The 25,247-nt window shown below is 61.3% G+C and carries 21 protein-coding genes; 7 read left to right on the top strand and 14 right to left on the bottom strand.

The annotated features are described in order from the left end of the window. Position 1: 1 nt before the first annotated feature. The 3 genes from ACEN8Z_RS13245 to ACEN8Z_RS13235 all read right to left on the bottom strand — a co-directional run bounded on the left by ACEN8Z_RS13245 (position 2) and on the right by ACEN8Z_RS13235 (position 4,129). Positions 2-1,336 carry an MFS transporter gene (locus ACEN8Z_RS13245; protein WP_495597928.1) on the bottom strand — a complete coding sequence of 445 codons (1,335 nt, stop codon included), beginning with the start codon at positions 1,334-1,336 and terminating at the stop codon, positions 2-4. A gap of 192 nt (positions 1,337-1,528) precedes the next feature. Further along, positions 1,529-2,953 (bottom strand): aldehyde dehydrogenase, encoded by a 1,425-nt coding sequence (gene aldA / locus ACEN8Z_RS13240; RefSeq protein WP_495597927.1) that lies wholly within the window; start codon positions 2,951-2,953, stop codon positions 1,529-1,531. A 243-nt stretch (positions 2,954-3,196) separates the two neighbouring features. Next, complete coding sequence (locus tag ACEN8Z_RS13235; RefSeq protein ID WP_008004762.1) at positions 3,197-4,129, bottom strand: LysR substrate-binding domain-containing protein; 933 nt, start codon at positions 4,127-4,129, stop codon at positions 3,197-3,199. A gap of 185 nt (positions 4,130-4,314) precedes the next feature. On the opposite strand from ACEN8Z_RS13235, the gene ACEN8Z_RS13230 reads away from it, so the two are divergent. Further along, complete coding sequence (locus ACEN8Z_RS13230) at positions 4,315-5,493, top strand: hypothetical protein (protein ID WP_495597926.1); 1,179 nt, start codon at positions 4,315-4,317, stop codon at positions 5,491-5,493. Between the two features lie 205 nt (positions 5,494-5,698). Next, complete coding sequence (locus ACEN8Z_RS13225) at positions 5,699-6,574, top strand: LysR substrate-binding domain-containing protein (protein WP_495597925.1); 876 nt, start codon at positions 5,699-5,701, stop codon at positions 6,572-6,574. A gap of 124 nt (positions 6,575-6,698) precedes the next feature. Here ACEN8Z_RS13225 and ACEN8Z_RS13220 read toward each other — a convergent pair whose 3' ends face one another. From ACEN8Z_RS13220 to ACEN8Z_RS13190, 7 genes are all read right to left on the bottom strand, one after another. Beyond that, a complete protein-coding gene (locus tag ACEN8Z_RS13220; RefSeq protein WP_008004765.1) occupies positions 6,699-8,063 on the bottom strand; it encodes an MFS transporter in 1,365 nt (454 codons plus the stop codon). A gap of 165 nt (positions 8,064-8,228) precedes the next feature. After that, positions 8,229-9,662, bottom strand: a complete 1,434-nt coding sequence (locus tag ACEN8Z_RS13215; RefSeq protein ID WP_495597924.1) for an NAD-dependent succinate-semialdehyde dehydrogenase — start codon at positions 9,660-9,662, stop codon at positions 8,229-8,231. Continuing rightward, positions 9,659-10,693 (bottom strand): aldo/keto reductase, encoded by a 1,035-nt coding sequence (locus ACEN8Z_RS13210; protein WP_104447693.1) that lies wholly within the window; start codon positions 10,691-10,693, stop codon positions 9,659-9,661. Before ACEN8Z_RS13210 ends, ACEN8Z_RS13215 begins: the two co-directional genes overlap by 4 nt. A gap of 10 nt (positions 10,694-10,703) precedes the next feature. Then, a complete protein-coding gene (gene fae / locus ACEN8Z_RS13205; protein WP_007984954.1) occupies positions 10,704-11,216 on the bottom strand; it encodes a formaldehyde-activating enzyme in 513 nt (170 codons plus the stop codon). Between the two features lie 385 nt (positions 11,217-11,601). Further along, complete coding sequence (locus ACEN8Z_RS13200; protein WP_495597923.1) at positions 11,602-11,892, bottom strand: pentapeptide MXKDX repeat protein; 291 nt, start codon at positions 11,890-11,892, stop codon at positions 11,602-11,604. 53 nt (positions 11,893-11,945) lie between these two features. After that, positions 11,946-12,731: a molybdopterin-dependent oxidoreductase gene (locus ACEN8Z_RS13195; RefSeq protein WP_495597922.1), complete on the bottom strand. Its 786-nt coding sequence runs from the start codon at positions 12,729-12,731 to the stop codon at positions 11,946-11,948. Next, complete coding sequence (locus ACEN8Z_RS13190) at positions 12,728-13,345, bottom strand: cytochrome b/b6 domain-containing protein (protein ID WP_495597921.1); 618 nt, start codon at positions 13,343-13,345, stop codon at positions 12,728-12,730. The genes ACEN8Z_RS13195 and ACEN8Z_RS13190 overlap by 4 nt, the downstream gene beginning before the upstream one ends. 259 nt (positions 13,346-13,604) lie before the next feature. Between ACEN8Z_RS13190 and ACEN8Z_RS13185 the strand changes: the two genes are divergently transcribed. Continuing rightward, positions 13,605-14,540, top strand: coding sequence for a class I SAM-dependent methyltransferase (locus tag ACEN8Z_RS13185; protein WP_495597920.1), 936 nt, complete (start codon positions 13,605-13,607; stop codon positions 14,538-14,540). Positions 14,541-14,661: 121 nt separating this feature from the next. Here the strand turns inward: ACEN8Z_RS13185 and ACEN8Z_RS13180 are convergent, their stop codons facing one another. Next, entirely contained in the window at positions 14,662-15,435 is a 774-nt protein-coding gene (locus tag ACEN8Z_RS13180; protein ID WP_495597919.1) for a helix-turn-helix transcriptional regulator, read from the bottom strand. A gap of 110 nt (positions 15,436-15,545) precedes the next feature. Between ACEN8Z_RS13180 and ACEN8Z_RS13175 the strand changes: the two genes are divergently transcribed. Beyond that, on the top strand, positions 15,546-16,649 hold the full coding sequence (locus ACEN8Z_RS13175; RefSeq protein WP_116261076.1) for an extracellular solute-binding protein: 1,104 nt from the start codon (positions 15,546-15,548) through the stop codon (positions 16,647-16,649). Between the two features lie 165 nt (positions 16,650-16,814). Continuing rightward, on the top strand, positions 16,815-17,945 hold the full coding sequence (locus ACEN8Z_RS13170) for a DmpA family aminopeptidase (protein ID WP_495597918.1): 1,131 nt from the start codon (positions 16,815-16,817) through the stop codon (positions 17,943-17,945). 295 nt (positions 17,946-18,240) lie between these two features. Here the strand turns inward: ACEN8Z_RS13170 and ACEN8Z_RS13165 are convergent, their stop codons facing one another. Beyond that, complete coding sequence (locus tag ACEN8Z_RS13165; protein ID WP_495597917.1) at positions 18,241-18,861, bottom strand: TetR/AcrR family transcriptional regulator; 621 nt, start codon at positions 18,859-18,861, stop codon at positions 18,241-18,243. A 165-nt stretch (positions 18,862-19,026) separates the two neighbouring features. On the opposite strand from ACEN8Z_RS13165, the gene ACEN8Z_RS13160 reads away from it, so the two are divergent. Beyond that, a complete protein-coding gene (locus tag ACEN8Z_RS13160; protein ID WP_495597916.1) occupies positions 19,027-19,467 on the top strand; it encodes a hotdog fold domain-containing protein in 441 nt (146 codons plus the stop codon). 149 nt (positions 19,468-19,616) lie between these two features. Here ACEN8Z_RS13160 and ACEN8Z_RS13155 read toward each other — a convergent pair whose 3' ends face one another. Further along, positions 19,617-20,339, bottom strand: coding sequence for a GNAT family N-acetyltransferase (locus ACEN8Z_RS13155; protein ID WP_495597915.1), 723 nt, complete (start codon positions 20,337-20,339; stop codon positions 19,617-19,619). A 509-nt stretch (positions 20,340-20,848) separates the two neighbouring features. On the opposite strand from ACEN8Z_RS13155, the gene ACEN8Z_RS13150 reads away from it, so the two are divergent. Continuing rightward, positions 20,849-24,241, top strand: coding sequence for an Ig-like domain-containing protein (locus ACEN8Z_RS13150; protein ID WP_495597914.1), 3,393 nt, complete (start codon positions 20,849-20,851; stop codon positions 24,239-24,241). A gap of 365 nt (positions 24,242-24,606) precedes the next feature. On the opposite strand, the gene ACEN8Z_RS13145 is transcribed toward ACEN8Z_RS13150, so the two are convergent. Then, positions 24,607-25,176, bottom strand: a complete 570-nt coding sequence (locus ACEN8Z_RS13145; protein ID WP_495597913.1) for a YceI family protein — start codon at positions 25,174-25,176, stop codon at positions 24,607-24,609. Positions 25,177-25,247 lie beyond the last annotated feature (71 nt).

Below are 25,247 nucleotides of genomic sequence, written 5' to 3'. Positions count from 1 at the left end.
CTCAGGCACCTGTCTTGTTCAAAGTTGGCTTGTTCAAAGAGTGACGATTGATCCGTGCGCGCAGTGTCAGGGCCGCCAGGGTCCCGAGCAGGCCGACGAACGCGATGTAGCCGAAATACAGCTTGTAGCCAAAGGCACCGGGGAAATGCTCGGTGAGGTAGCCATTGATCAAGGGAATGAAGGCATCTGGCAGGTAACCCACCACCGAGACGATGCCGATGGCCAGGCCGGTGATGCGCAGCGGGATGTTGCAGGTATCGAGAATCGCCCAGTACAGCCCACGAATGGCGTAGGTCATCAGGCCAATGAAAATCACCGTGCCGATCAGCAGGCCGAGACTGTTGAGGGCCGGGAACACGATCAGGCCGATCATCGCCAGGGAAGCGAGGAACAACGCGACGACCAGTACCGAAATGTTGGAGAACTTGTCGCCCAACCAACCGCCACCGATACCGCCGATGGGGCGCATCCACAACTTGATGGTGGTGATGGTGCCGGCCATGACCGCGGTCATGCCGCCACCTTGCAAGTAATCGGAGAAACTGTAGGTGGCCCAGAAAATGTGGTAACCGCAGAACACAATGGCGGTAACCAGCCACAGTTCAGGGATTTTCACCAGGGTAGCCAGGTCGCTGAGCAGATTGAACTTGCCCTTCTCCACCGCCGCCGTGTCTTCCATCGACTTCGGATCCTTGATCAGCACCAGCACACAACCGATGGCGATACAGGTAAAGGCATAGAGGTAAACCACGTGCTTGAAGCCTTCGGCCGCCGACTCGCCACGGCTTTCCGTTGCGAAGGCGAACAGGCCCAGGGCAACCGTCGCCAGCAAGGCTTCCACCAGACCGCGACCGCCGTCGAGGATGCCGAAGAAGCGGCCTTGCTCGGAGTGATGGGCAATCATCTTCACCCGCTTGAGCACCGAGGCCCAGAAGGTCAAGCCGGTGGTCAGGCCCCAGCAACCGAAGATGATCATCAAGCCGGTCATCGACGGCGCGGTGGAGTACCACAGGCCCAGGGCGCCGGTAGCCACCAGCGAGAAGAAAATCAGAAAGCGTGGTGCGATGCGATCCGCCAGCCAGCCGCTTGGCAGATACGACAACAGGAAGATCGTACCCAGCATCGAGTACAGATAACCCAGTTCACTGTGGTTGATCTGGAACACTTCGAGCATGGTGGTCTGGTAGACCTGGCGCAGGTACAGGATCGGGTAGATCGCACCGGCGGCGAGCACCAACAGCATCAGTTGGAAATAACGACTTCCCTTGTCGCTTTGGCTTTTTAGAACCGCGTTCGAACCCTGAACAGCGGCAGCAGTGGATGCTTGCTTGGACATCGAGTAGACCTCTGGCGCCCGGTGGTCCGGGCGCTCGAATAATTGTTTTTATATATCTCGGGTGTACTCAGGCTAATGTGGGAGCGGGCTTGCTCGCGAAAGCGGTCCATCATTCAAACAACATGTCGACTGAAAGGTCGCTTTCGCGAGCAAGCCCGCTCCCACATAGGCGAGAGGGGTGCTGCGGGTAAATCAATACTTCATCACCACCAGACGGGTCTGGGTGAACTCAAGCATGCCGTGCTTGCCGTCATCACCGCCCAGGCCCGAGCGTTTCCAGCCGGCGTGGAAGCCCTGGTACGGGTCGGCCGGGGTGCGATTGACGTACAACTCACCGGCCTCGATGGCGTTGGCGACTTTCTGTGCGGTGCGGTAGTTCTCGGTGTAGAGCACCGACGACAGGCCGAACTGGTGGTCGTTGGCCATGGCCAGCGCTTCGTCGATGTCGCGGTACTTGAGCACCGGCAGCACCGGGCCGAAGATTTCTTCCTGGATGATTTCCATGTCCTGACGGCAGCCGCTGAGCAGGGTCGGCGGATAGAAATGGCCCTTGCCTTCAGGCAGCACGCCGCCGGTTTCCAGCACCGCGCCGTCGGCAATGGCGCGCTCGACCATGGCGTGGATGTTCTGCTGCGAACTCGCGTTGACCAATGGCCCCATCAGGCTGGCATCGGTAGCGCGGTCGCCGAATTTCACCGCACTGATTTTCTCTTTCAGCAGGCCGAGGAAATTGTCGTAGACGCTTTCCTGTACATAGACCCGCTCCACCGCCGTGCACAACTGGCCGCAGTGGGTGGTCTTGGAAGCGACGATGGCACTGGCGGCCGCTTCGAGGTCGGCATCGGCCTCGATGATCGCCGGGGTCTTGCCGCCCAGTTCCAGGGACGGCTTGGCGATATTGGCCTTGCAGTAATCGAGCACGATGCGCCCGGCATTGACGCTGCCGGTCAGGGTGATCAGGCCCACGGCTTTATGGGTGCAGACGACCGCGGCGGTGCCGTGGTCCATGGTCAGGATGTTCACCACGCCCGCCGGCAGGCCGGATTGCTGCACAGCCTTGGCGACTTCGAAGGCCGAGGTCGGCGTGTTGTTGCTCGGGCGCACCACTACTGTGTTGCCGGCGATCAGCGCCGGGGCGATCTTGCGCAGCAGGGTGTAGACCGGGTAGTTGAACGGAATCAGGCACGCGACCACGCCAATCGGCTCGCGGTGCAGGAACAGGTTTTCGTTCGGCGAATCGCTGGGAATGATCTCGCCTTCGATACGGCGCGCCCATTCAGCGTGATAGCGGGTGATCTGCGCCGCGTAACGGGCTTCGTTGCTGGCGTCGGCCACGCTCTTGCCGGATTCGGCGGCGAGGGCCTCACCGATGTCGACCGCGCGGGCCTCGAGAGCATCAGCGAAGGAGCGCAAGTAATCGGCGCGTTCAATGCTGGTGAGCTTGCCCCATACTTTTTGTGCTGCCTGGGCCGCTTCGACCGCCGCCGTGGCTTCATCGGCCGTGGCCGCCGAGACGTGGCCCAGCAGCGCTTCGGTCGCGGGGTTGTAGACCGCGATCAGTGCATCGCTGACCGGTTCAATGAAGTGGCCGTTAACAAAATTTCGCTCGAGTCGCATGTGAATCGCCCATCGTTGTTTTTTTCAATACCGCCAGTCTTGTCATGCAGACCGGGTTGAACAAACGATTTATTGAGCGGTGAAACATTCGAAAAATGCAGGTTACCCCTGTGAACGGTGTGATCCCCTGTAGGAGCGAGCTTGCTCGCGATGGTGGCAGGGTCACCGGGTTCATCCTGGTTGCCATCGTCATCGTTGACCACCATCGCGAGCAAGCTCGCTCCTACAGGGGGGCGTGGTGTTTCAGGAAGCAGCGGTAGAGGGCTCCAACTGCCTTTGCGCCAACCAGACTTCCTCCTGCAGCCACTGGCTGAACACCTGCAGCTGCGGCATCTCGGTCTGCTCCGGCCGGGTCACCAGCCAGTAGGATTGATGCCCGTCGACGTGCACATTCAGCACCTGGGTCAACTGCCCGCTGGCCAGTTCCGAGGCAACCATGTGCCAGTCGGCAATGGTGATCCCCAGGCCATCGGTGGCAGCCTGGATCGCCAGGTCCAGCAGGTCGAATTCATAACCGCCCTGGGTGTCGACACCACTGATGCGCGCCGCGTCCAGCCAGTGTTTCCAGGTCAGGTAGCGCTGGTCTTCCCGGGCCAGCACATGCAGCAGCGTCAGCCGATTGAGGTCCAGGCCCTGCTCGCTCCACTCCCGCGCATACAGGGACGGCGCGCACACCGCGATATGCCGCTCCTGTATCAGCAGCGAACTGTCCAGCCCGTCCCATTCGCCATCGCCGAAACGGATCGCACAATCCAGTGTGCTGGTCTCCGCCAGGCTGTCCTGCAAGCGCGTGGTGATGCTCAATTCCAGTTCCGGATGCTGCTCGCGCAAGCGCCCAAGGCGCGGCATCAACCAGCGGCTGGTGAAGGTCGGCGGCGCGTTGATGTGCAGACGGTTGGAATGAGTTTTCTGCTGGATGCTGCGCACCGTCAGCTCGATCTTGTCGAACGACTGGTGCAGCGCCCGCAATAGCACCCGGCCGGCGCTGGTCAGGTCGAGGTGATGATGCCGCCGCTCCAGCAGGCTCTCGCCCAGTTGCTCTTCGAGCTGACGCACCTGGCGGCTGACCGCACTCTGGGTGACATTGAGCAATTCGGCGGCCCGGGTGAAGCTGCCGGTGCTGCCGGCCACTTCGAAGGCTTTGAGGGCATTCAGGCCGGGCATTTTGCGTTTCATGAAAAGGCTCTCGAGGACCAGTGACAGGGCGCAAGGATCCCATGGCGGCGATGCATTGTCCTACAGGATTTTTTCAGTAACATGCGTTCGAGGAAGGTTTCAGCAGATTTTTAATCGTTTGTTCATCGCAGCTCAGATCGCAAGACTGGCCGGCATCTCTAATAAAAATAACCGAGAGCTGCCACATGCCCTTCCCTGTTTCCCTGCGTTTCAGTCCTTTGTATCTCGCTCTACTCTGCACCTTTGCGGCCCCGGCCATGGCCGTGCAAGTCACCGACAACCTCGATCTCGGCGGCGCGGTGCGTGCCCGCTGGGACTACGACCCGGATCGCGACATTCAGAAGTTCGGCCTCGACACCGTGTTTCTCAGCGCCAAGTACAACTCCGATACCTGGATCGGTGAAGCCCAGTACCGTTTCTACGGCCGTTCCTATCCCTACCAGTACACCAAAAACTACGGCGACATCCAGTTCGCCAAGTACGCGTGGGCCGGCTACAAGTTCAACCCCGACCAGCAGGTGCAAGTGGGCCTGAACACGGTGCCGTTCGGTTTGCAGCCATACTTCGGCAGCACCTTCTACGAAACCCTGGGCAACGTCATCGGCCTGGAAGACGTGCAACAGGTCGGCGCCAAGTACATCCAGCAAAGCGGCGACTGGAACGTCCAGGCCGGTTACTACCTGCGCCCGGCGTGGCAAGGCAAGGGCACCAGCAACGGCGTCACCTACTCCAGCGTGGTGTCGCAAGCCGATAGCTATGTGGCCGATGGTAGCGACAACCAGGAACGCAACACCGTGGTGCTGCGGGTGGCCAAGGCGCTGGACCTGGGGCCGTGGAAATCCGAGGTCGGCCTATCCGGCCTGACGTCGAGCATTCAGAACAGGGACACCGATAACGACGGCCGGCGCAATGCCGTGGCCGTGCACTACCTGGGCAAGAACGGCCCTTGGGGCGTGCAGTTGCAGGCGGCGCGGCAGCAGATGTCACCGCGCAACCCCGGCACCGATGAACTGGTGACCCTCGGCGGTTACGACGGCACCTACAACGTCGCCAGCCGCGGCAACCTGTACGTGGCGGACGTCAGCTATGACGTGGCCGGCAAGTACCTGTTCGACCAGGTCAGCGGGGTCAAGCTCTACGCCAACTACAGCGCCTTCGACAAATCCGCCGATGATTTCAAGACCTCCCAACGGATGATCCTCGGCACCTCGTTCGCGGTCAGCAAATTGTGGGTCTACACCGAATGGCTGTTCGGCAAGAACGATCCGTACATTGGCGGCAGCAGCTATACCCAGAGCCTTGGGGCGGGTGGGACTGATCAGTGGGAGAATCAGTTGTACGTGAACATCGGGTATTACTTCTGATCCGAAGGTTTTGGCGTCCATGAGGACGCCTTCGCGGGCAAGCCCGCTCCCACAATGTCCGCGTCGTACAAAAAATCTGTGCGCACCAAAGAACCTGTGGGAGCGGGCTTGCCCGCGATGGCGTCAGCCCAAACAACACTTGCATCGGCTCGTTGCCAATAGTCAGATAGACGCTACAAAACACATCAGAAATGAGCCCCCTCCCATGCGTCAACTGCCCTCGCTCAATATGCTGCGCGTCTTCGAAGAGGTCGCGCGGCATCGCAGTTTCAGCCAGGCGGCCCTGGGATTGAACGTCACCCAGGGCGCCGTCAGCCGGCAGATCAAACAGCTTGAAGACTACCTCGGCGTCGCGCTGTTCATCCGCACGCCCCAGGGCCTGACCCTGACCGAAACCGGCACCGCCCTCTCCCCGCACCTGGCAGAAGCCTTCGACCATATCGAACGCGCCCTGCAAGCGGTACGCGTACCCAATCTGCGCCAACGCCTGCGCATTGTCGCGCCGCCCACCTGGGCGACACGCTGGCTGTCGGCGCACCTGCGCGCCTTCGTTCAGCGCTATCCCGACATCAGCCTCAGCGTGACCAACCAGTTGGGCCACGAGAGTCTTGCGGAAATCGACTGCCACATCCGCTTCGGCCTCGAGGCCGCCAGCCATTGCAACAGCCGCTTGCTGGTGATGGAGCGGCACATTGCCGTGGCCAGCCCGGAACTGTTCAGCGACGGCGACCCGCCGGACCTGCGGCAATTTCCATTGCTGCACATCCTGCACGACGGCAAACGCCTGAAGGTCTGGGAGAACTGGCTGGCAGCCATGGGCCGGGACGACATCGATGCCGGGCAAGGGCTGGAGTTCAGCACCCTGGACCAGGTGATCCACACCGCACTGGCGGGCGGCGGGCTGGCAGTGATCGACCGGCAGATGATCGAAAAGGAACTGGCCAATGGCAGCCTGCTGCCGATCACCCCGGTGGAAGTGATCGGGCCGTATGGCTATTGGCTGGATGTGGCGAATGACAAGCAGGGCTTGTCGAAGGTGCGGTTGTTTACCGAGTGGTTGGGACTGGTCAGCAATCCCTGATACACCAACATCCCCCTTGTAGGAGCGAGCTTGCTCGCGATGGACCCGAAAGCGCATTGGGGTGTCAGGTACCCAGCGTTTTCGTTGACGACCATCGCGAGCAAGCTCGCTCCTACAGGGTGTATCAGATGGGTGCCGTGACTTTCACGCCTTCCGACACACCACCCTCCACAGGACTCTGTGCCTTGCCCGCCTGGCTCAAGGTCAGCGACTTGGTCTCCGGTGCCCACGCCCAGGACAGCAAGGCGCCCAGCGCCAGAATCGCCGCGAGAATGCCCATGGTCGGGCTCAAGCCAATCCCGGCCACACTCACCGGCAACAGGAAAGTGCTGATCGCCGAACCCAGGCGACTCACCGCCGTGGCCAGGCCGATACCGCTGGCGCGCACTTCGGTCGGGAAGCTCTCGGCCGGGAACACACCCACCAGGTTGCTCACTGCCGACAGCACCAGGGTGAACACGCCGAACACCAGCACCATCAGCCATGCCGCGCTACCCGGCAACACTGCCAGCAGGAACAACGCCACCGCCAGAATGATGAACGAGTTGATCAGGAACCCGCGTCGAGTGAACTTGATGGTGCACCAGATGCCGATCAGCGCGCCGAGGATCAGCAGCATGTTCAGCATCAGTTCGGTGCCGAAGCCTTCGGCCAGGCCCATCGTCTGCAGGATCGACGGCAGGAAGGTGTAGATGGCGAAGTACGGCATCACGATGCACACGAAGAACAGGCAGTTGAACGCCGTGCGCTTGCGGTATTCACGGCTGAACAGCACCGCGTAGCCGGAACGGGTTTCGGTGGACGGGGTTTCGTCGAGTTCGACGTGCTCGCCCAGGTGTTTCTTGACGACGGCCCGGGCCTCGGCGATGCGGCCCTGATTGACCAGCCAGCGCGGCGATTCCGGCGTACCGATACGGGCGATCAGAATCAGTGCCGCCGGAATTGCCGACGAGGCGAGCATCCAGCGCCAGGCATCATCGCCGAGGCTGAGCATCGCCGTACCGATGAAAGTCGCGGCGACGTAGCCGAAGGTCCAGATTACGCTGAACGAACCGAGCAACACACCACGGTGCTTTCTTGGTGCAAACTCAGCCAACATGGCATGCCCGACACTGTAATCGCCGCCCAGGCCGATGCCGATCAGCACCCGGCACAGGAACAGCGCTATCGCCGATTCAACGTAGAACTGCATCACCGAGGCGATGGTGATCAGAACGAAACTGACCAGGAAAATTTTCTGCCGGCCGACCTTGTCGGAGATCCAACCGAAGAACAGGCTGCCGAGAAACAGGCCGATCAGGGCCGAAGCGCCGATCAGGCCCTGCCAGAATGCGTCCAGTTGCATCTGTGGGCTCAGCAGGGTGAATGCGATACCGATCAGGCCGAGGATGTAGCCGTCGGTGAAGTGTGCGCCGAAGGTCAGGCCGGCGATCTTGATGTGGAAGCGGCCAATGGGCAGGTCGTCGATTTTTACCGGTTGTACGGACATGTAAATCTCCAATTGTTGTTATTGACGGAGAAATGAAGCGTGTAACTCCTGTAGGAGCGAGCCTGCTCGCGATGGACTTGAGAACTCCGCGGGGTGTCAGGCTCCCCGCGATATCGTTGACGTCCATCGCGAGCAAGCTCGCTCCTACACAAGGGCGTCGTAGCGTTACAGACCACCCATCAACAGGTATTTGATTTCCAGGTAGTCATCCAGACCGTACTTCGATCCTTCGCGACCCAGGCCCGATTCCTTGATGCCGCCGAACGGCGCCACTTCCGTGGAAATGATCCCTTCGTTGATCCCGACCATGCCGGCTTCCAGGCCTTCGGCCATGCGCCAGACTCGGCCGATGTCGCGGCTGTAGAAGTAGGCGGATAAACCGAACGGCGTGTCGTTGGCCTTTTGCAGCACTTCGGCTTCGTCCTTGAAACGGAAGCAGGCCGCCACCGGGCCAAAGGTTTCATCCTGGGCGATCAGCATTTCGCTGTTGGCTTCGGCGAGGATAGTCGGCTCGTAGAACGTGCCGCCCAGCGCATGACGACGGCCACCACACAGGACCTTGGCGCCCTTCTCCACCGCGTCGCTCACATGCAGCTCGACCTTGGCCAGTGCGGCGCCGTTGATCAGCGGGCCTTGCTCGGTTTCACCGTCCAACGCACTGCCGACGCGCATCGCTGCCACCGCTTCGGCGAGTTTGCCGGTGAAGGCCTCGTACACGCCGTCCTGAATGAAGAAGCGGTTCACACAGACACAGGTTTGCCCGGTATTGCGGAACTTCGAGGCCATCGCGCCTTTGACCGCTGCATCCAGATCGGCGTCGTCGAACACAATGAACGGCGCGTTGCCGCCCAGTTCCAGCGAGACCTTTTTCAAGGTGTCGGCGGCCTGGCGCATCAGCAATTTGCCGGTGCGGGTCGAGCCGGTGAACGACAGCTTGCGCACAACGCTGGACGCTTGCAGCGCACCGCCAATCGCCATGGCATCCCCGGAGACGATGTTGAACACACCGGCCGGAATCCCGGCTTGCTCGGCCAACACCGCCAGCGCGAAGGCCGATAACGGGGTTTCTTCCGACGGTTTGAGGATCATCGTGCAACCGGCGGCCAGCGCCGGGCCGACCTTGCGGGTGACCATGGCCAGCGGGAAGTTCCACGGTGTGATCGCCGCGACCACGCCTATGGCTTCCTTGGTGACGATGATCCGCGCATCGGCCTTGTGGCTCGGGATCACGTCGCCATAGGCACGCTTGGCTTCTTCGGCGAACCACTCCAGGAAGCTCGCGGCATACACCACTTCGCCCATGGCCTCAGCCAACGGCTTGCCTTGTTCGCGACTCAGCAGCGTGGCCAGATCCTTCTGGTTGCTCAGCATCAAGTCGCTCCAGCGCTTGAGGCGCTGGCTGCGTTCCTTGGCGGTCAGCTTGCGCCACGCCGGCAATGCACGGTTGGCGGCTTCGATGGCCAAATCAGTCTCTTCAGCACCGGCCTTTTGCACCTCGGCGATCAGCTCGCCGTTGGCCGGGTTCAGCACCGGATAAGTCGCACCGCCGCTGGACCATTGCCCATCGATGAAATTGCCGTGGCGGATCAAAGTACTCATGCCACGGCCTCGGTCAGGTTGAACCGTTCCAGACCCGGACGGGCGGTACGCAGGATGCGCTTGCCAGCGGTGTAATCGTTGATCACATCACACGGCGTGTAGTTGCGTTCCAGCTCGTGCAGCTCTTCGGCGTCGAGTCTGGTTTCCAGGGCCGCCAGGGCACTGTCGAACTGTTCGGTGGTGTCGGCGCCGACCAGCATGCAATCCACGCCCGGATGGTTGGCCACCCACGCCTGGGCAATCTGCGCGTTGGACACACCACGGGCACGGGCGACACGTTGCACCGAATGGGCGATTTCGAACGAGGCTTCGTCGCTGTACATCTGCTGGGTGAAGAAGTCGGTCTGGTTGCGGGTCGACTGCGCGTCACCGGTCAGCAGGCCGCGAGCCAACGGGCTGAACACCGAGACACCGAGGCCCTGATCACGACAGAACGGGATCATCTCGCGCTCTTCTTCACGGTAGGCGCAGTTCAGTTGCAGCTGCATGTTGATCGGCTTGACCCAGCCATTGCGCTCGCAAGCCATGAGGATTTTCGCCAGTTGCCCGGTGAGCATGGTCGACACGCCGATGTAGCGGGCCTTGCCGGAACGCACGATGTCGTTCATCGCGCTCATGGTTTCTTCGACCGGGGTGTTGACGTCGAAGTAGTGCAACATGAAGACGTCGACGTAATCCATGTCCAGGCGTTTGAGCGAGGCGTCGATGCTGTCCATGATGTGCTTGCGCGAGTGACCGCTGGCGTTGATGCCGCTGCGGGTGCCGTAGCCGACCTTGGTGGTGATCACCAGGTCTTCACGACGGGCCAGGCGCTTGACGATACGCCCCACCACTTCCTCACCGACTCCAGCGGAATAGAAGTCCGCCAGGTCGATGAAGTTCACGCCGTTGTCCAGTGCGTGCTTGACGATCGGCTCGCTTTTCTTCTCATCGAAGATCCACGGTTTCCAGTCCGGGGTGCCCATGTTCATGGTGCCCAGGCACAGGCGGGAGACTTCGAGGCCGGAGTTGCCCAAACGAATGTATTGCATGGCGAGGACCTCAGGCTTTTGGCGTGTAGAAAGGGTTGCTGATGTGATCGACCACATCCTTGAGCTGCGCGGTTTCCGGTTTGCCGGTCAGGGCGGCGCGGATCGCGGTGCGGCAGGCGTTGTAGTTGTTCAGGTACACGGCGTCGAGGTCGTCGCAGGCCGGGTTGACCCAGTTGGCCGTCACGATGGCCCACTCGTCCTCGGCTTCCGGCGGCAGGGTGCCGTCAAGCAGCGCTTCCAGAACCGCCTTGGCGATGCCGGCCTGGGACGCGCCCCAGGTGGCGTTGCCGTGCAGGTCGCTACCGATCGCGGCCTTGTTCACATACAAGGTCATCGGCTTGACCGGGATGTTCGGCTGGGCGATCACCATGAACGGGCAGTGACCCTGGCTTGGCGACGCCAGGCTGTTGGCGAACGCTTGCCCTGCCGGGCCGTTGCGCGGGCCGATCAAAATGTTGATGTGCGCGGCGTTCACGCCCGGGCCTTCGAAACCTTCACCGATGTACAGGTCGAGTTCTTTCATGATCAATACTCTTGGAGACGCAGAGGGATGTGTTTGGGTGTTCAGCAGCACACGCAAGCACAGGGCCTGGCGTGGCAGATGTCTGGATTCGAAGAGCGCAGCAGGACGCTGGCGAAGACGCGGCAGTGATGATGAGTCATGGTTGCAAACGCTCTTTTTTGTTGTTGATGAGCTGGTTTGCGATTTTTTAACACTGGGGATTGGCGGGGCTGTAACCATTAAAAGTCATGAGGGTATGACTTCAAGTCATACCCTTCCGACTCATGCAAAAAACCTGTGGGAGCGGGCTTGCCCGCGAAGGCGGCAGTCCAGTCAACATTGATAGCGACTGACACTACGTCTTCGCGGGCAAGCCCGCTCCCACAGGGTCCGAGGTTGCTTGGGATTACTGCGACGTGGCGTCCTTTTTCATCGCATCTTTGCTCATGGCGTCCTTGGACATGGAGTCGCCTTTTTTCATCGCGTCCTTGGACATCGCATCGCCTTTTTTCATGGTGTCCTTAGACATTGAATCGGTCTTCTTCATCGCATCTTTCTTCATCGCATCCTTGGACATGGCGTCCTTGGACATCGAGTCCTTGCTCATGCTGTCGTTGCTCATCGTGTCAGCAGCGAACACAGAGGCAGCACCAACGGCCAGGCACATGGACAGAACAACGGTGGTCAACTTTTTCATGGTGAAACTCCTTGGAGCACGGGTTTGCGGACGGTGAATGTTTCGGGCATTCATCAGCTGCCACCAAACCAGTTGTAGCCCTGGTCTTCCCAGAAGCCGCCGCTGTAGGTGTTGCTGACGAAAATCGCCTGAATGTGTTTGGGGTTCTTGTAGCCCAGCTTGGTGGGCATGCGCAGCTTCATCGGGAAGCCGTATTCGCGCGGCAGCACCGCGCCGTCATAGGTCAGCGTCAGCAGGGTCTGCGCATGCAGCGCGGTGGCCATGTCGATGCTGGTGTAGTAGTCGTCGGCGCATTTGAAACCGACGTATTTGGCATCGGTGTCGGCGCCGATGCGCTTGAGGAAATCGCTGAAACGCACGCCGCCCCAACGGCCGATCGCGCTCCAGCCTTCAACGCAAATGTGCCGGGTGATCTGCTCGGTCTGGGCCATGGCGCGCAGCTCTTCGAGGCGCCAGCTGCGCTTGTCGGCAACCAGTCCGGTGACTTCCAGGCGATAGCCCTCCTCCTCCACCGTCGGTGCCTCGTCGATGCCGTAAAAGGCATTGAACGGAAACGGCCGGGTGATCATCGATTCGGGATAAGTCGGCGCCATCGCGTTGGGGTTGAACAGCCAGCCTTGCACGCGGTCATTGAAGCGCGACATGGACGACAACGCCGTCTCGACACTTTCGTTGTCGGTGATGTTGCAACCGGACAACATCGCCACGCCGCCGAGTGTCAGGCCGCGCAGCAGGAACGAGCGGCGCGAGCGGTCTTCGATCTGCGGGGCGAGAATCTTGCGGGCGTCGGTCAGGATCGAAGCCTCGTCCAGCCCGGGTACCTGAATGCGCTTTTTCATACCTGCTCCTTGCGGCCGACGATCATGGCCCACAGCGTTTTCGGAACCAGCGCAACCATCAGCAGATGCACAGCCACAAAGGCCACCAATAAAGCCATGGCGAAGAAGTGCACACGGCGCGCGCCTTCGTAACCGAACAGCAATTCACGCAACAGCGGGAACTGCACCGACTTCCACAACACCAGCCCGGAGAGCACCAGCAGCGTGATATCGACCATCACGAACAGGTAGGCGACTCGTTGCACCTGGTTGTAATGACTGAGGTCAGCGTGCCCGAGTTTTCCGCGCAACGCGGCCCACAGGTCATGCAGCACGCCTCTGGGCGAAACCGGGAAAAAGCGCCGCTTCAGGCGCCCGCTGAACAGGTTGAAGGCCAGGTAGATCAGGCCGTTGATCGCCAGGAACCACATCGCCGCGAAATGCCATTGCAGCGCGCCGCCCAGCCAGCCGCCGAGGGTGATCGACCTGGGAAAACTGAATTCGTAGATCGGCGAGGCGTTGTAGATGCGCCAGCCGCTGGTGACCATCACCAGCACCGCCAGGGCGTTGAGCCAATGGGTCAGGCGTAGCCAGCGTGGATGACTGGACTTGGGTGAAGCAGTGCTCTGCGACATGTCCGGCTCCCGGTTGTTATTCGTTGGAGCCGATTATGGGAGCCGGAAGATCGCCAAATCCTCACGTAAAGTTAAATTAAACGTGATAACTACCGCCGGACACTTGTAGGAGCGAGCTTGCTCGCGATGGTGTATCAGGCGCCACTGTGTCGACTGACACACCATCGCGAGCAAGCTCGCTCCTACAGGGTTCCGTGGTGGTCCGCCGGTTGTGCAATTATGGTTAAATGCCGCCCCCGCAAATTGCCGACCCAGACCAATGAACGCAGACGCCCTTGCCACCCTTCACGACCACTTGCTGACGGCACTGGCAGCCGCCCCCGCCGAAACCCGCCGCCTGTTCCACGGCCGTGGCCGCTGCTGGCCGGGGCTGGAGCAAGTGACCGTGGACTGGCTGCAAGGCGTGGTGCTGGTGGCGCTGTTCAAGGAGCCGGAAGCTGAGCAACTGGAAGACTTGAAGCAGAAGCTGATGGCGATCACCCGGTCTGGGCAGTGGGCAAAAGCCGGCGCCCATACGCTGTTGCTGCAACACCGTTACCTGCTGCAAAGCACCACCGAATGGCTGCTCGGGGAAGTCATCGAGGAAATGACCATCACCGAGGGTGGCCTGAAGTACCGGGTGGATCTTGGCCGCAAACAGAACACCGGACTGTTCCTCGACATGCGCTACGGCCGCGACTGGGTACGGGCCAATGCCGAGGGCAAGCGGGTATTGAACCTGTTCGCCTACACCTGCGGTTTCTCGGTAGCCGCCATCGAAGGCGGCGCAAGCCACGTGGTCAACCTCGACATGTCGAGCCCGGCCCTGAGCCGTGGTCGCGACAACCACCGGCTCAACGGCCACGATTTGAGCAAAGTGAGTTTCCTCGGCCACGACCTGTTCAAGTCCTGGGGCAAGGTGATCGGCAAAGGCCCGTACGACCTGGTGATCATCGACCCGCCGTCGTTCCAGAAAGGCAGCTTTTTGCTGACCAAGGATTACCAGCGTGTGCTGCGCCGTTTGCCGGAGTTGCTCAGCCCGCAAGGTACCGTGCTGGCGTGCATGAACGACCCGGCGTTTGGTGCCGACTTCCTGATCGACGGCGTGACCCGCGAAGCACCGAGCTTGCGGTTCGAGCAGCGGCTGGAGAATCCGCCGGAGTTTCCCGATGCGGATGTCGAGTGTGGGTTGAAGGCGTTGGTGTTTCGGCAGTAACACCGAGTCGTGCCCTTCGCGAGCAAGCCCGCTCCCACATAGGCGTTGTGACGAGCCGAGATCCAGTGTGGGAGCGGGCTTGCTCGCGAAGGGGCCAATGCATTCACCAAACCACCAAGGTTCAACGCGGCTGCAACACCAGCGCAAACAACTCGCCATGCCCGTTCACATTGAGCTTGTGATAGAGGTTGCGCCGGTGCACTTTCACTGTCTCCGGGGAGATGCCCATTTGCTGGGCGATGGCCTTGCTGGAGAAGCCCTGGAGAATCAGGCGCGCGGTTTCGATTTCCCGCAGCGTCAGGCGTGCGTCGAAGCGATCGAGCAAGGTCGCCAGATCGCCGGCCGGTGGTTCGGCGACCGGCCCTTCCGGCGGCAGCAAATCCAGGTGTCGGCGCATCGCTGCCAGCACCCAATCACGCACGCAGAGCAGGCGGCCCTGTTCCTCAAGGCTAAAGCGCGAAGCACGCCCGAGGGACAGGCCGAGCACGGCGCCGTCGACGTTGACCATGAACTGCAACTCGTCCCCACCAACCACGGCGCTGAAGTAACTCAGGTAGTACTCGCTGTGCTGGAACTGGTCGGGGGCCACGGATTCGAGGCTGTGCAAACCGTCGGCAATGCCCGCACAGGCGGCTTGATAGAACGGATCGAGCAGGTACATGCCGGCGCGGTAGTCCGCCAGTTCTTCGTGCTCATCACTGCTGCCCTTGGCATCGAAATCAATCAGCAGGCGCGGCACATGGCCCGGACGCATCAGCGCCACCAGGGCGTTGTCCAGCGGCACCAGCAAGCGCAGGGTATCGACCAGCGCACGCCAGAAACCGTCCCGCCCCACCGCCGTGAAAACCCGCGCCAGCCCCTGGTGCACCGGCAACACTTTCAACAACGCGTCCACGCACTACCCCTTTCGAGTAACCCATGATGGGAATGGGTGAAGGCCACCCCGGTCGATACGCTGCAAACTCCTGATTACCACCGGCCATAGCAGGCCAGGAGTGCCGCATCATGAGTCGTCACCGCTTGTATTTCAATCTGGGGTTTGGCGCCTGTCTGGCCGTGTCACTGTCGGCCTTTGCCGTCGAAACCCCGACCGTGCACGTATACAACTGGTACGACTACATCGGCCCCACCACCCTGCAGGATTTCAAGCGTGACACAGGGATCGCGCCGGTCTACGACACCTTCGACAGCGCCGAAGTACTCGAAGGCAAACTGCTCACCAGCCGCAGCGGCTACGACGTGGTGGTGGCGAGCAATTTCAGTCTGCCCACGCTGATCAAGGCCGGCGCCCTGGCGCCATTGCCCCGGGCGCAGATGCCGGACTTCAAGAACATGGACGCCGATCTGCTGGCGAAACTGGCCAACAACGATCCGGGCAACCAGTACGCCGTGCCCTACCTGTGGGGCACCAACGGCATCGGCTACAACATCGACAAAGTGCGCGCGGTGCTGGGTGACAAGGCCCCGGTGGATTCCTGGGACCTGGTGTTCAAGGAAGAGAACCTGGCCAGGCTCGGCGAATGCGGCGTGGCCATGCTCGACTCGCCGTCGGAGATGCTGCCGGTCGCCCTGCACTACCTCGGCCTGCCACCCAACAGCACTAACCCCGAGGACTACAAGAAAGCCGAAGCGCTGCTGCTCAAGCTGCGTCCGCACATCGCCTACTTCAACTCGTCGAAGTTCATCAGCGACCTGTCCAATGGCAACATCTGCGTGGCGGTCGGCTGGTCCGGCGCGATGCTCGAAGCCAAGGCCACCGCCGAGCAGGCCGGCAACGGCGTGAAGATCGCCTACAGCCTGCCCAAGGAAGGCGCGCCGGTGTGGTTCGACACGCTGGTGCTGCTCAAGGACGCACCGCACCCGGAACAAGGGATGGCTTTCATCGACTACCTGATGCGCCCTGAAGTCATCGCCCCGGTCAGCGACCACCTCAACTATCCCAACGGCAACCGCAGCGCCACGACGCTGGTCGCCGAGGCGACCCGCAGCAACCCGGCCGTCTACCCGCCAGCGGAAGCCATGGCCACCCTGTTCACCCTCCAGCCTTTGCCGCCGGCTACCGAGCGCGTGCGCACGCGGATCTGGAGCAAGGTCAAAAACGGTCAGTGACGGGGACACCACAAAACCCTGTGGGAGCGGGCTTGCCCGCGATGAGGCCAGCACATTCAGCATTGATGTTGGCTGACATGACGCCATCGCGGGCAAGCCCGCTCCCACAGGTAAAGCATCCGCCCCGCCAATTTTTTCTGCCACGAATCGAAAATGAGAAAACCCATGAAACCACGCGCCCGCGACCTGAACATCCCGATCGGCCAACTGCAACCCGGCCCGCTCAATGCCATCACCGACGTCCCCGGCGTACGGGTCGGCCACAGCAATGTACGAGGACGCACCGCCAACGGCCGCGACATCCTCACGGGCGTCACCGTCATCGAACCGCGCGCCGGTTCCACCAGCCAGCAACCGTGCTTTGCCGGTGTGCATGTGCTCAACGGCAACGGCGATGCCACGGGGCTGGAGTGGATTCGCGAAGCGGGCTTGCTGACCAGCCCCATCGCGTTCACCAACACCCATAGCCTGGGTGTGGTACGCGATGCGCTGATTGTGCTCGACCGCGAGCAGCAACCCGATGACGGGCGTCTCTACTGGAACATGCCGGTGGTGCTGGAAACCTTCGACGGCTTGCTCAACGACATCAACGGCTTTCACGTGAAGCCGGAACACGTGGCCCAGGCCGTGCGCTCGGCGGCGGGCGGGCCGGTGACCGAAGGCAATGTCGGCGGTGGCAGCGGCATGATCTGCCACGAATTCAAGGGCGGCATCGGCACCGCGTCGCGACGCTTGAACAGCGCCCAGGGCGGCTGGACGGTGGGGGCGATTGTCCAGGCCAACCACGGCATCCGCCATGAACTGCGCGTCGATGGTTATCCGGTCGGGCGCTACATGGAACAGGTCGATTCGCCATTCCTCAAGGCCTCGTTACCGCATCCGGGCATGGGTTCGATCGTGGTCTGCCTGGCCACCGATGCGCCGTTGCTGCCACACCAGTGCACGCGCCTGGCCCAACGCGCCAGCCTCGGCCTGGCCCGCACCGGCGGCGGTAATGAGGACCACAGCGGCGACATCTTCATCGCCTTCGCCACCGGCAACGATCAGGTGCCACCGGCCGCCTATGAGAGCAAGAAAGCACCGACCACCGACAACCTGAGCATGGTCAACAACGACCACATCAGCGAGCTGTTCCTGGCCGCCACCGAAGCCGTGGAAGAAGCCATCATCAATGCCTTGCTCGCCGCCGACACCGCCGAAGGCAATGGGCATGCGGTACCAGGGCTGGATGCCGAAACATTGCTCAAGGCGTTGCGCCGCGCCGGCTGGCCGGGGGATGCGACTAGTGGTACTTGAGTGAAACACTTGGTCTTTTTACGATGAACTTGCGCAGCCGTTTGTTGACTCAAACCGCTGCGCAGGTGGTGAGTGATCTGAACCCCTACCAAGCTCACCGCCTGTTTCATGCGCATCTTGAGCCTCTCGGCTCTACTTCCTCCCCATCAAAGAGCTTTGAGGCTCTTTTTTTGCCTCTGAAAACCAACACTCTTCATTGTGGGAGCGGGCTTGCTCGCGATGAGGCCGTGTCAGTCGACATTAATGTGGCTGACACGGCCTCATCGCGAGCAAGCTCGCTCCTACAAGGGGGTTTTCATTGGGGTTGGGGGATGCACAGCGAACGCCACGCCGCCTGCGCCAGCATGTCCCGGTACGCCTTCGGGCTGCCCTTGACCCGGCCCGACAACCAGGCGCGGCAGTAGCTGTCGGCCTGACCGACGATCAGTGACAGTATCAACTCCGCCGGAAAACTCCCCAGCTCATTACCCTGTGCCCTCAGCCACTCCAGCAACTGCTTGTTGCGCGTCTTGTTGCGGGCGGCGAGTTCATCCTTGAACGGCCCCTTGGTAACGGCAAACCGTGCGTGGTACTGGAACCGTGCCCACTCCGGCTGGCTATCGACCCAATCCACATAGCTGTGCACCAGCGCATGCACCCCTGCTTCGGTGGTTTGTGCCTCAGCCAGGTAACTGTCGCGCAAACGGGCCTGATCATCGAGGGCGGTAAAAAACAGCGCCGCCACCAGGCCTTCCTTGTTGCCGAAATGGTGATAGATCGCGCCGACGCTGGTATCGCATTCGGCGCGAATCATTTCGATCGTCGTGGCCTCGATCCCCTGTTCGTTGAACAGGCACAGGGCCTTTCTGAAGATGTCGCGCTTGAGTTCGGCGCGTCGTCCGGGGTAGCAGCGTTCGAGCAGATCGGCGGTATCCATGCTGAAAAACAGTCCGGAAAAGTCATGGGTGGAGGCTGGCGGTTGCCAGCGAACAAGTGCCGCTAGGTTGACAGATTTCCTTTCAACAGAATACTGTTCCGTCACAGAACATTATTCTGTTACGGAAGAATGTTCTGCAAACTGTCATCCTCAAGAGGCAAAAAAATGAGTCAGTTCCTCAGCATGTTCAACAGCGCAGGGCCAGAAGGGTTCAGCAAAATGGCCTGCCAGGTGGCGCCCTATTTCTCCAGCATCAACCCGCTGGTCCAGGATTTACGCAAAGGCTCTGCCACCGTGCATGTGCCGTTTGCCCGGGAGATCACCAATCATTTGGGTACGGTGCATGCGATTGCCATGTGCAACGCCGCCGAACTGGCCGCCGGGATGATGACCGACGTCTCCATTCCCGCCGGCGCACGCTGGATTCCCAAAGGCATGACCGTGGAATACCTGGCCAAGGCCAAGAGCGATGTGACGGCGGTGGCCGCGGGGGAAGCAGTGGACTGGACCACCGAAGGCGACAAGGTCGTGCCGGTGGACATTCACGATGCCGAGGGCAAGAAGGTGTTCACGGCGCGGATCACCATGAATGTGAAGCTGGCCTAAACACTGACCGCAGTTAAATGTGGGAGCGAGCTTGCTCGCGATAGCGGTGGTTCAGTCAACATTGATGTTGAATGTGGTGCCGCCATCGTCGGAACGCCGCCCGGAGCAAGCTCGCTCCCACAGTTTTTTCAGTGTTGAGTGGATTGTGATCAGACCAGGCGCAACCGGGGGCCAGACACCGGCACCGCCTCATCACCCAACCGCTCCCGCACAAACTCCTGAGCCTTGCGCGTCAACTGGTCCAGATGCCGGTCGCGTTGTTTTTCCGCGTCGGTCATGGCCCGCTTGCCGTGCTTTTGCAGCAGGTAGGTATGAATCTGCCGCACCTCCAGCGAGCTGTAGATCGACGCCACGTCCAGCAGCGCCATCAAGCCATCGGTGGCGTGGTCGCGGGTGTTCATCAACACCTGGGTCGCACGCACGCCCACTACCTCAAAGCCCATCGCCTCGAAATACGGCACCTTGGCCACCGCACAGGTCAACTCGGCATGGGGATAACGGCCGACCATTTCCCGCAGCATCCGCCGGGCCACGCCCTGGCGCCGATATTCGGCCTGTACCGCCATGTACGCCACGCCGCAAGCCTCGGGGTCGTCCTGCACCGGCAGGTACAGCACAAAGCCAATCACCTTTTGCGGGTCGTCTTCGTCAGTGGCAACGATCAACTCCACGGCAATGCCCTTTTCTCCGTTCAGCGCCTCCAGATACAGATGCACCTCATAGCCGATCGCGTATTGATAGAGGTTGTACAGCAGGTTGCTGGGCGGGATCGCGACCATGCTGATGTCGGTCAGGTTGTCGACCACCATCTGCAGGATCTGGCTATTGATGTGCTCGGGGCACGGGGTCTTGAAATGGCTGATCAGGGGCATTGCGGTGACAGGCTCCGGGAGGCAAGGGCCGCCTATCATAGCGCGCCTGACACCTGCGGTCCGAAGGGTGATGGACAGACATCCCCCCAATTCATGAGCCATATGCATCGCCGGCGTTTGCGTTACGGCTGGAGGCGTTGCGTTTTCGAGGCTGACAGCAGTGACTCAGGCACAATTTGTGCTGGATGTAGTTGCCTCATCGCGAGCAGGCTCGCTCCTACAGGGGACTGCGGTTTTGCCCACTCGTCGATCTTCTGTGGGAGCTCGCATGCTCGCGATGGCATCCACCACCACAACGGTCTGCGGTGTGAATGGGGGGGAATCAGTGGGTAAGGCCCCCCAACTGTGAGGATTCCCACCCACTAGGCCACTACGACTAAAGTCCAAATCGCCAGTCTTCTGATATCAATCAGGTTTTTGTCTCCCTCGATCTCCCCGCGATTGGCGCACCTCTTGCATTGAGCGAAATGCGAACGTCAGCCACACCGGCGCGCCCCGAGGGGAACAACATGAAAAAAATGCCTGACCTCCAGTCGCTCGGTTTTTTCCGAAAACCGGGCATCGCCGCTGTGTTGCTGATCAACGTCAGCATCGGCACCGCCAATGCCGTACCGCTAGATGATTTCGGCCCGCCACCACCGACGGACCCCTCGGCGTTTAGCAACCCGCCGGCCGACCTCGACGCCGCGGCGGCTGCCCTACGGGCCATGCCACCCGTCAACCAGGGCTCCCTCGCCCTGCCCAATGGCGCTTTTGGCACCCGCCTCACCACGCCAACGACTGATAACGTGCTGCCGCCAGCTCTGCAGACATCTTTCAAGATCCCCACCAACGGCAAGCCCAGCCCGTTGTTCGGGGCCCAGCCGTACACTCAGCAACTGCTGCTGTTCGAAGAATTCGGCACGGAAAAACTCGACCCGACACTGCCGGCACCGCCCCTGACCTTCCCGGTTCCGCTCGCCGGCCCGGCGCCCATGCAGGACCCGAACAACATAGCCCGCAGCGGCCCTTCGCCCTCGGCGCTGGAAGCCTTCATGCGCCAGCCGGGGCTGTACCCGTTTCCGTCGCAGTATTCCAACGTACTGGACCGCAACCCGTGGAAAGCGCAGATCGAAGCCTTCCTCAACCGCCATCCGGTCGGCTCGCCGGCCGAAGGTCGTCCGCCAGGAAAAGGCTGGTCGCACCAGCGCTGGAACGAGTTCTACCCACAGGTCGGCTTCAAAACCGCTCAAGCGGGCGCCCAGCTCAACAGCGGCATGCGCGACCGCCGACAGTTGCACAACTACGCCGTCGGTGAGTTCGGGCCTGGCGGGCTCTACAACCAGACTTCGAGCACCCCGGTCATAACGGGCACCACCAAAGGCATAAATGTTCGTTTTCATCCCAACATGCCGATTCAGAACCACAAGGCGCTCTGGACCTTCGACGGCACCTTTCCGCCAAAACTGTTGATGGTGCGTTACGGTCAAGCCGCGCTGATGCGCCACTACAACGCCCTGCCGATCGATCCAGCGGCCAACATGGGGTTTGGCCTGCACACCATTACAACCCACGAACATAACGGCCACTCCCCGGCCGAAAGCGATGGCTTTGCCGGTGCGTTTTTCTTTCCGGGGCAGTACTACGACTATCGCTGGCCGATCCAGCTGGCCGGTTACGACACCATCAACACCAGCGCTCAGGATCCGCGTGCGGCGTTCCCTTGCGCCCCTGGCGAAACCCTGTTCGTCAACGATGCCACTCCAGGCCTGAAGACGTGCAACAACGGCAGCATCAAGATCCGTGGCGACTGGCGTGAAACCATGAGCACCCACTGGTTCCACGACCACATGGTCGATTTCACCGCGCAGAACGTCTACAAGGGCAACGCGGTGATGATGAACTACTACAGCGCCCTGGATCGCGGTAACGAAGCCTTCGAAGACGGCGTCAACCTGCGTCTGCCCAGCGGTTCGGCGCTGCCTTGGGGCAACCGCGACTATGACGTCAACCTGATGGTGGCCGACAAGGCCTGGGACGCCAATGGCCAACTGTGGTTCAACCCGTTCAACACCGACGGCTTCCTCGGCGATCAGATCCTGGTCAACTGGCAGTACCAGCCGCGCCTGAACGTGCGGGCGCGCAGCTATCGCTTCCGCATCCTCAATGGCTCGGTGTCGCGCTACTTGAGGATCGCACTGGTGCGTGAAGTCGCCGGCACCGGCGGCGAATTCCCCGGGCCGGCAGGCTCCGGCGTGTCTTATACCCGCGTGCCGTTCCACTTGATCGCCAACGACGGCAACCTGATGGAACATGCTGTGCCGTTCGACGGCAGCATGGACCTGGAAGGTAACGGTGACCTGCAGAACCACAACGCCATCCTGCCCACCATGGGCATCGCCGAGCGTTACGACATCATCGTCAACTTCGCGAAAAACGGGATCAACACCGGCGACAAGCTGTACTTCGTCAACCTGATGGAGCACCACGACGGTAAGGGGCCGGAGGCTACACTGCTGAGCCTGGCCGACGTGCTGTCCGGGAAGTACAAGGCGGTGCTCAAGTCGGGCAGCAAAGGGCTGGAATGGGACGGCGGCGACCCGGCGGTGGGCAAGTTCATGCAGATGGTGGTCCAGCCTTATACCGGCCAGGACGTGAGCATGAACCCCGCCGACTACGAACCCGCCAAACCGGGCAAGCCGGCCGGCAAGACCATGATCCCGCTGACCCTCAACCGCGATGATCCGGCGGTGCAGGCCAAGCTCAAGGTGGCACGGCATCGTGAGTTCATCTTCGGCCGCTCCGACGGCACAGACCAGGAACCCTGGACGATCAAGACCGACGGTGGTCAATTCGGCTTCTCCATGGACCCTCGAATCATCAGCGCCGCTCCGCAACTGGCCAACGGACCGACCCCTGCCGGGTTCTCCGGCGACGGCACCCTTGAGGTGTGGAAAATCAAGAGCGGCGGCAACGGCTGGAACCACCCGGTGCACGTGCACTTCGAAGAGGGGATCATCCTCCACCGCGATGGCAACCCGCCGCCGGAATGGGAAAAATGGGCACGCAAGGACGTCTATCGCATCGGCGAGGGCATCGACAGCTCGGTGGATGTGGAAATGGCGGTCCGTTTCCGGGAATTCGCCGGGACCTACATGGAGCACTGCCACAACACCCAGCACGAGGACACGTCCATGTTGCTGCGCTGGGATATCGAGCACCCCGGCCAGTTCCAGTTGATGCCAGCGCCCCTGCCCGGCTGGGACGGCGTCACGTACGTCAATTCCTCCGCGTTGCCGACCTTCCGCACTGGCGATACACGTAACAACAACGATGGTGATAACAAAGTGCCGATCGCCAACCCCGACAGCGCCATCAGCAGCAACAGCCAACCGCTGACCATCAACGTCCTGGCCAACGACACCGACCCTGACGGTAACGTGCCACTGAAAGTGGTGGGGCTGGAGCAACCGGACTCCGGCAAGGGCGTGGTCAGCACCGATGGTACGCGCGTGATCTACACACGACCGGCCACAGTCCTCGCGCCGTTCACCGCGACCTTTACCTATAAGGCCGCCGATGCCAAGGGTGCGGAATCGGCACCGGCGACGGTGTCCGTGGCGGTCGGGGCAGTGGTCGTCGAGAACCTGATCGTCACCAGCGCTACCGTCATCGCCCGCAGCAACAGCCGCTACTACTGGACCCTGTCCGGCACCACCACGCGCGGCACGGGCAATACCATCACGGCGACTGTCACGACCACATCCGGTCCGTTGAACCTTGGCGCCGCCACCCTGACGCCTACGGCTACAGGCGCGCGCTGGAATATAGCGGTGACGACCGTCGGCAGTGGCCCGTCGCCTGGTGCGACGGCGACCGTCACATCGGCCTTCGGCAGAACCGTGACGGTGCCAGTGCACTAGAGCGCAGTGATCGGCGCCCGGTCCATGCAATGTGGACCGGGCGCTTTTTTTTTGTTGATCGTACGGTGGTGCCGTGGGGGGGGGACTGACTATCGACTGGCATTTGCGCTGACTGTCAGGCCGCCATCGCGAGCAGGCTCGCTCCCACCATTGACCGGTGCCGAACACAAATCCCGTGTACGACACAAAACCACTGTGGGAGCGAGCTTGCTCGCGATGGCGGAAGGTCAGCCACCCTCTTCGTCGGCTGTGAGTCCGCCTTCGCGAGCAAGCCCGCTCCCACCATTGACCGGTGTCGAGCACAAATCCCGTGTACGACACAAAACCACTGTGGGAGCGAGCTTGCTCGCGACTGGGGTCTACAGTCACCGCTGCGGCGCCACCATCCGAAAGCGGATATTGATCTCGTTGGACACCACACTGTCCGCCCACTCGCCCTTGCCTATCTTGAAGTCGTCACGCTTGAGCACCAGCTGGCCCTCGAAGATGCCGATGGCGCTCTCCGATTTCAGCTTCACCGGTACACTCACTTCCCGAGTAAGCCCCCGCAGGGAAAGCTTGCCGGTGATGGTGTAGCTGTTATTGCCCAGGGCCTTGATGGACGTCGACTCGAAGGTCGCCACCGGATAAGTCGCGGTGTCGAACCACGCCGGCTTTTGCAGCTCGGTATTGGCGTCGCTGCTGCCGGCGTCGATGCTCTTCAGGTAGATGGTCAGCGCGGCATGGGCGGCGCTGGGGTCGTCGGTGTCGAAGTCCAGTTTGGCCTTGAACTTGCCGAAGGTGCCGTAGGTTCTCGAACCCATCTGCTCATAGGTGAAACTCAATGTACTGGCCTTGGCGTTCACGTCCTTGTATTCCACGGCTTCAGCGAACGGCACCGGGCCGAACACCAACGTGCCGGCCAGAACAACGCAACGCGCGGATCGAAGGTTCATGGCACTCTCCGGGAGGGCTCCCGTCTTGAGTTGGCGTGCCGCACACGAGGGGTGGCATCAGATGACTAAAG

The organism is Pseudomonas sp. Pseusp10, from assembly GCF_059492225.1.
This window is presented reverse-complemented; position numbering and strand designations above follow the sequence as displayed.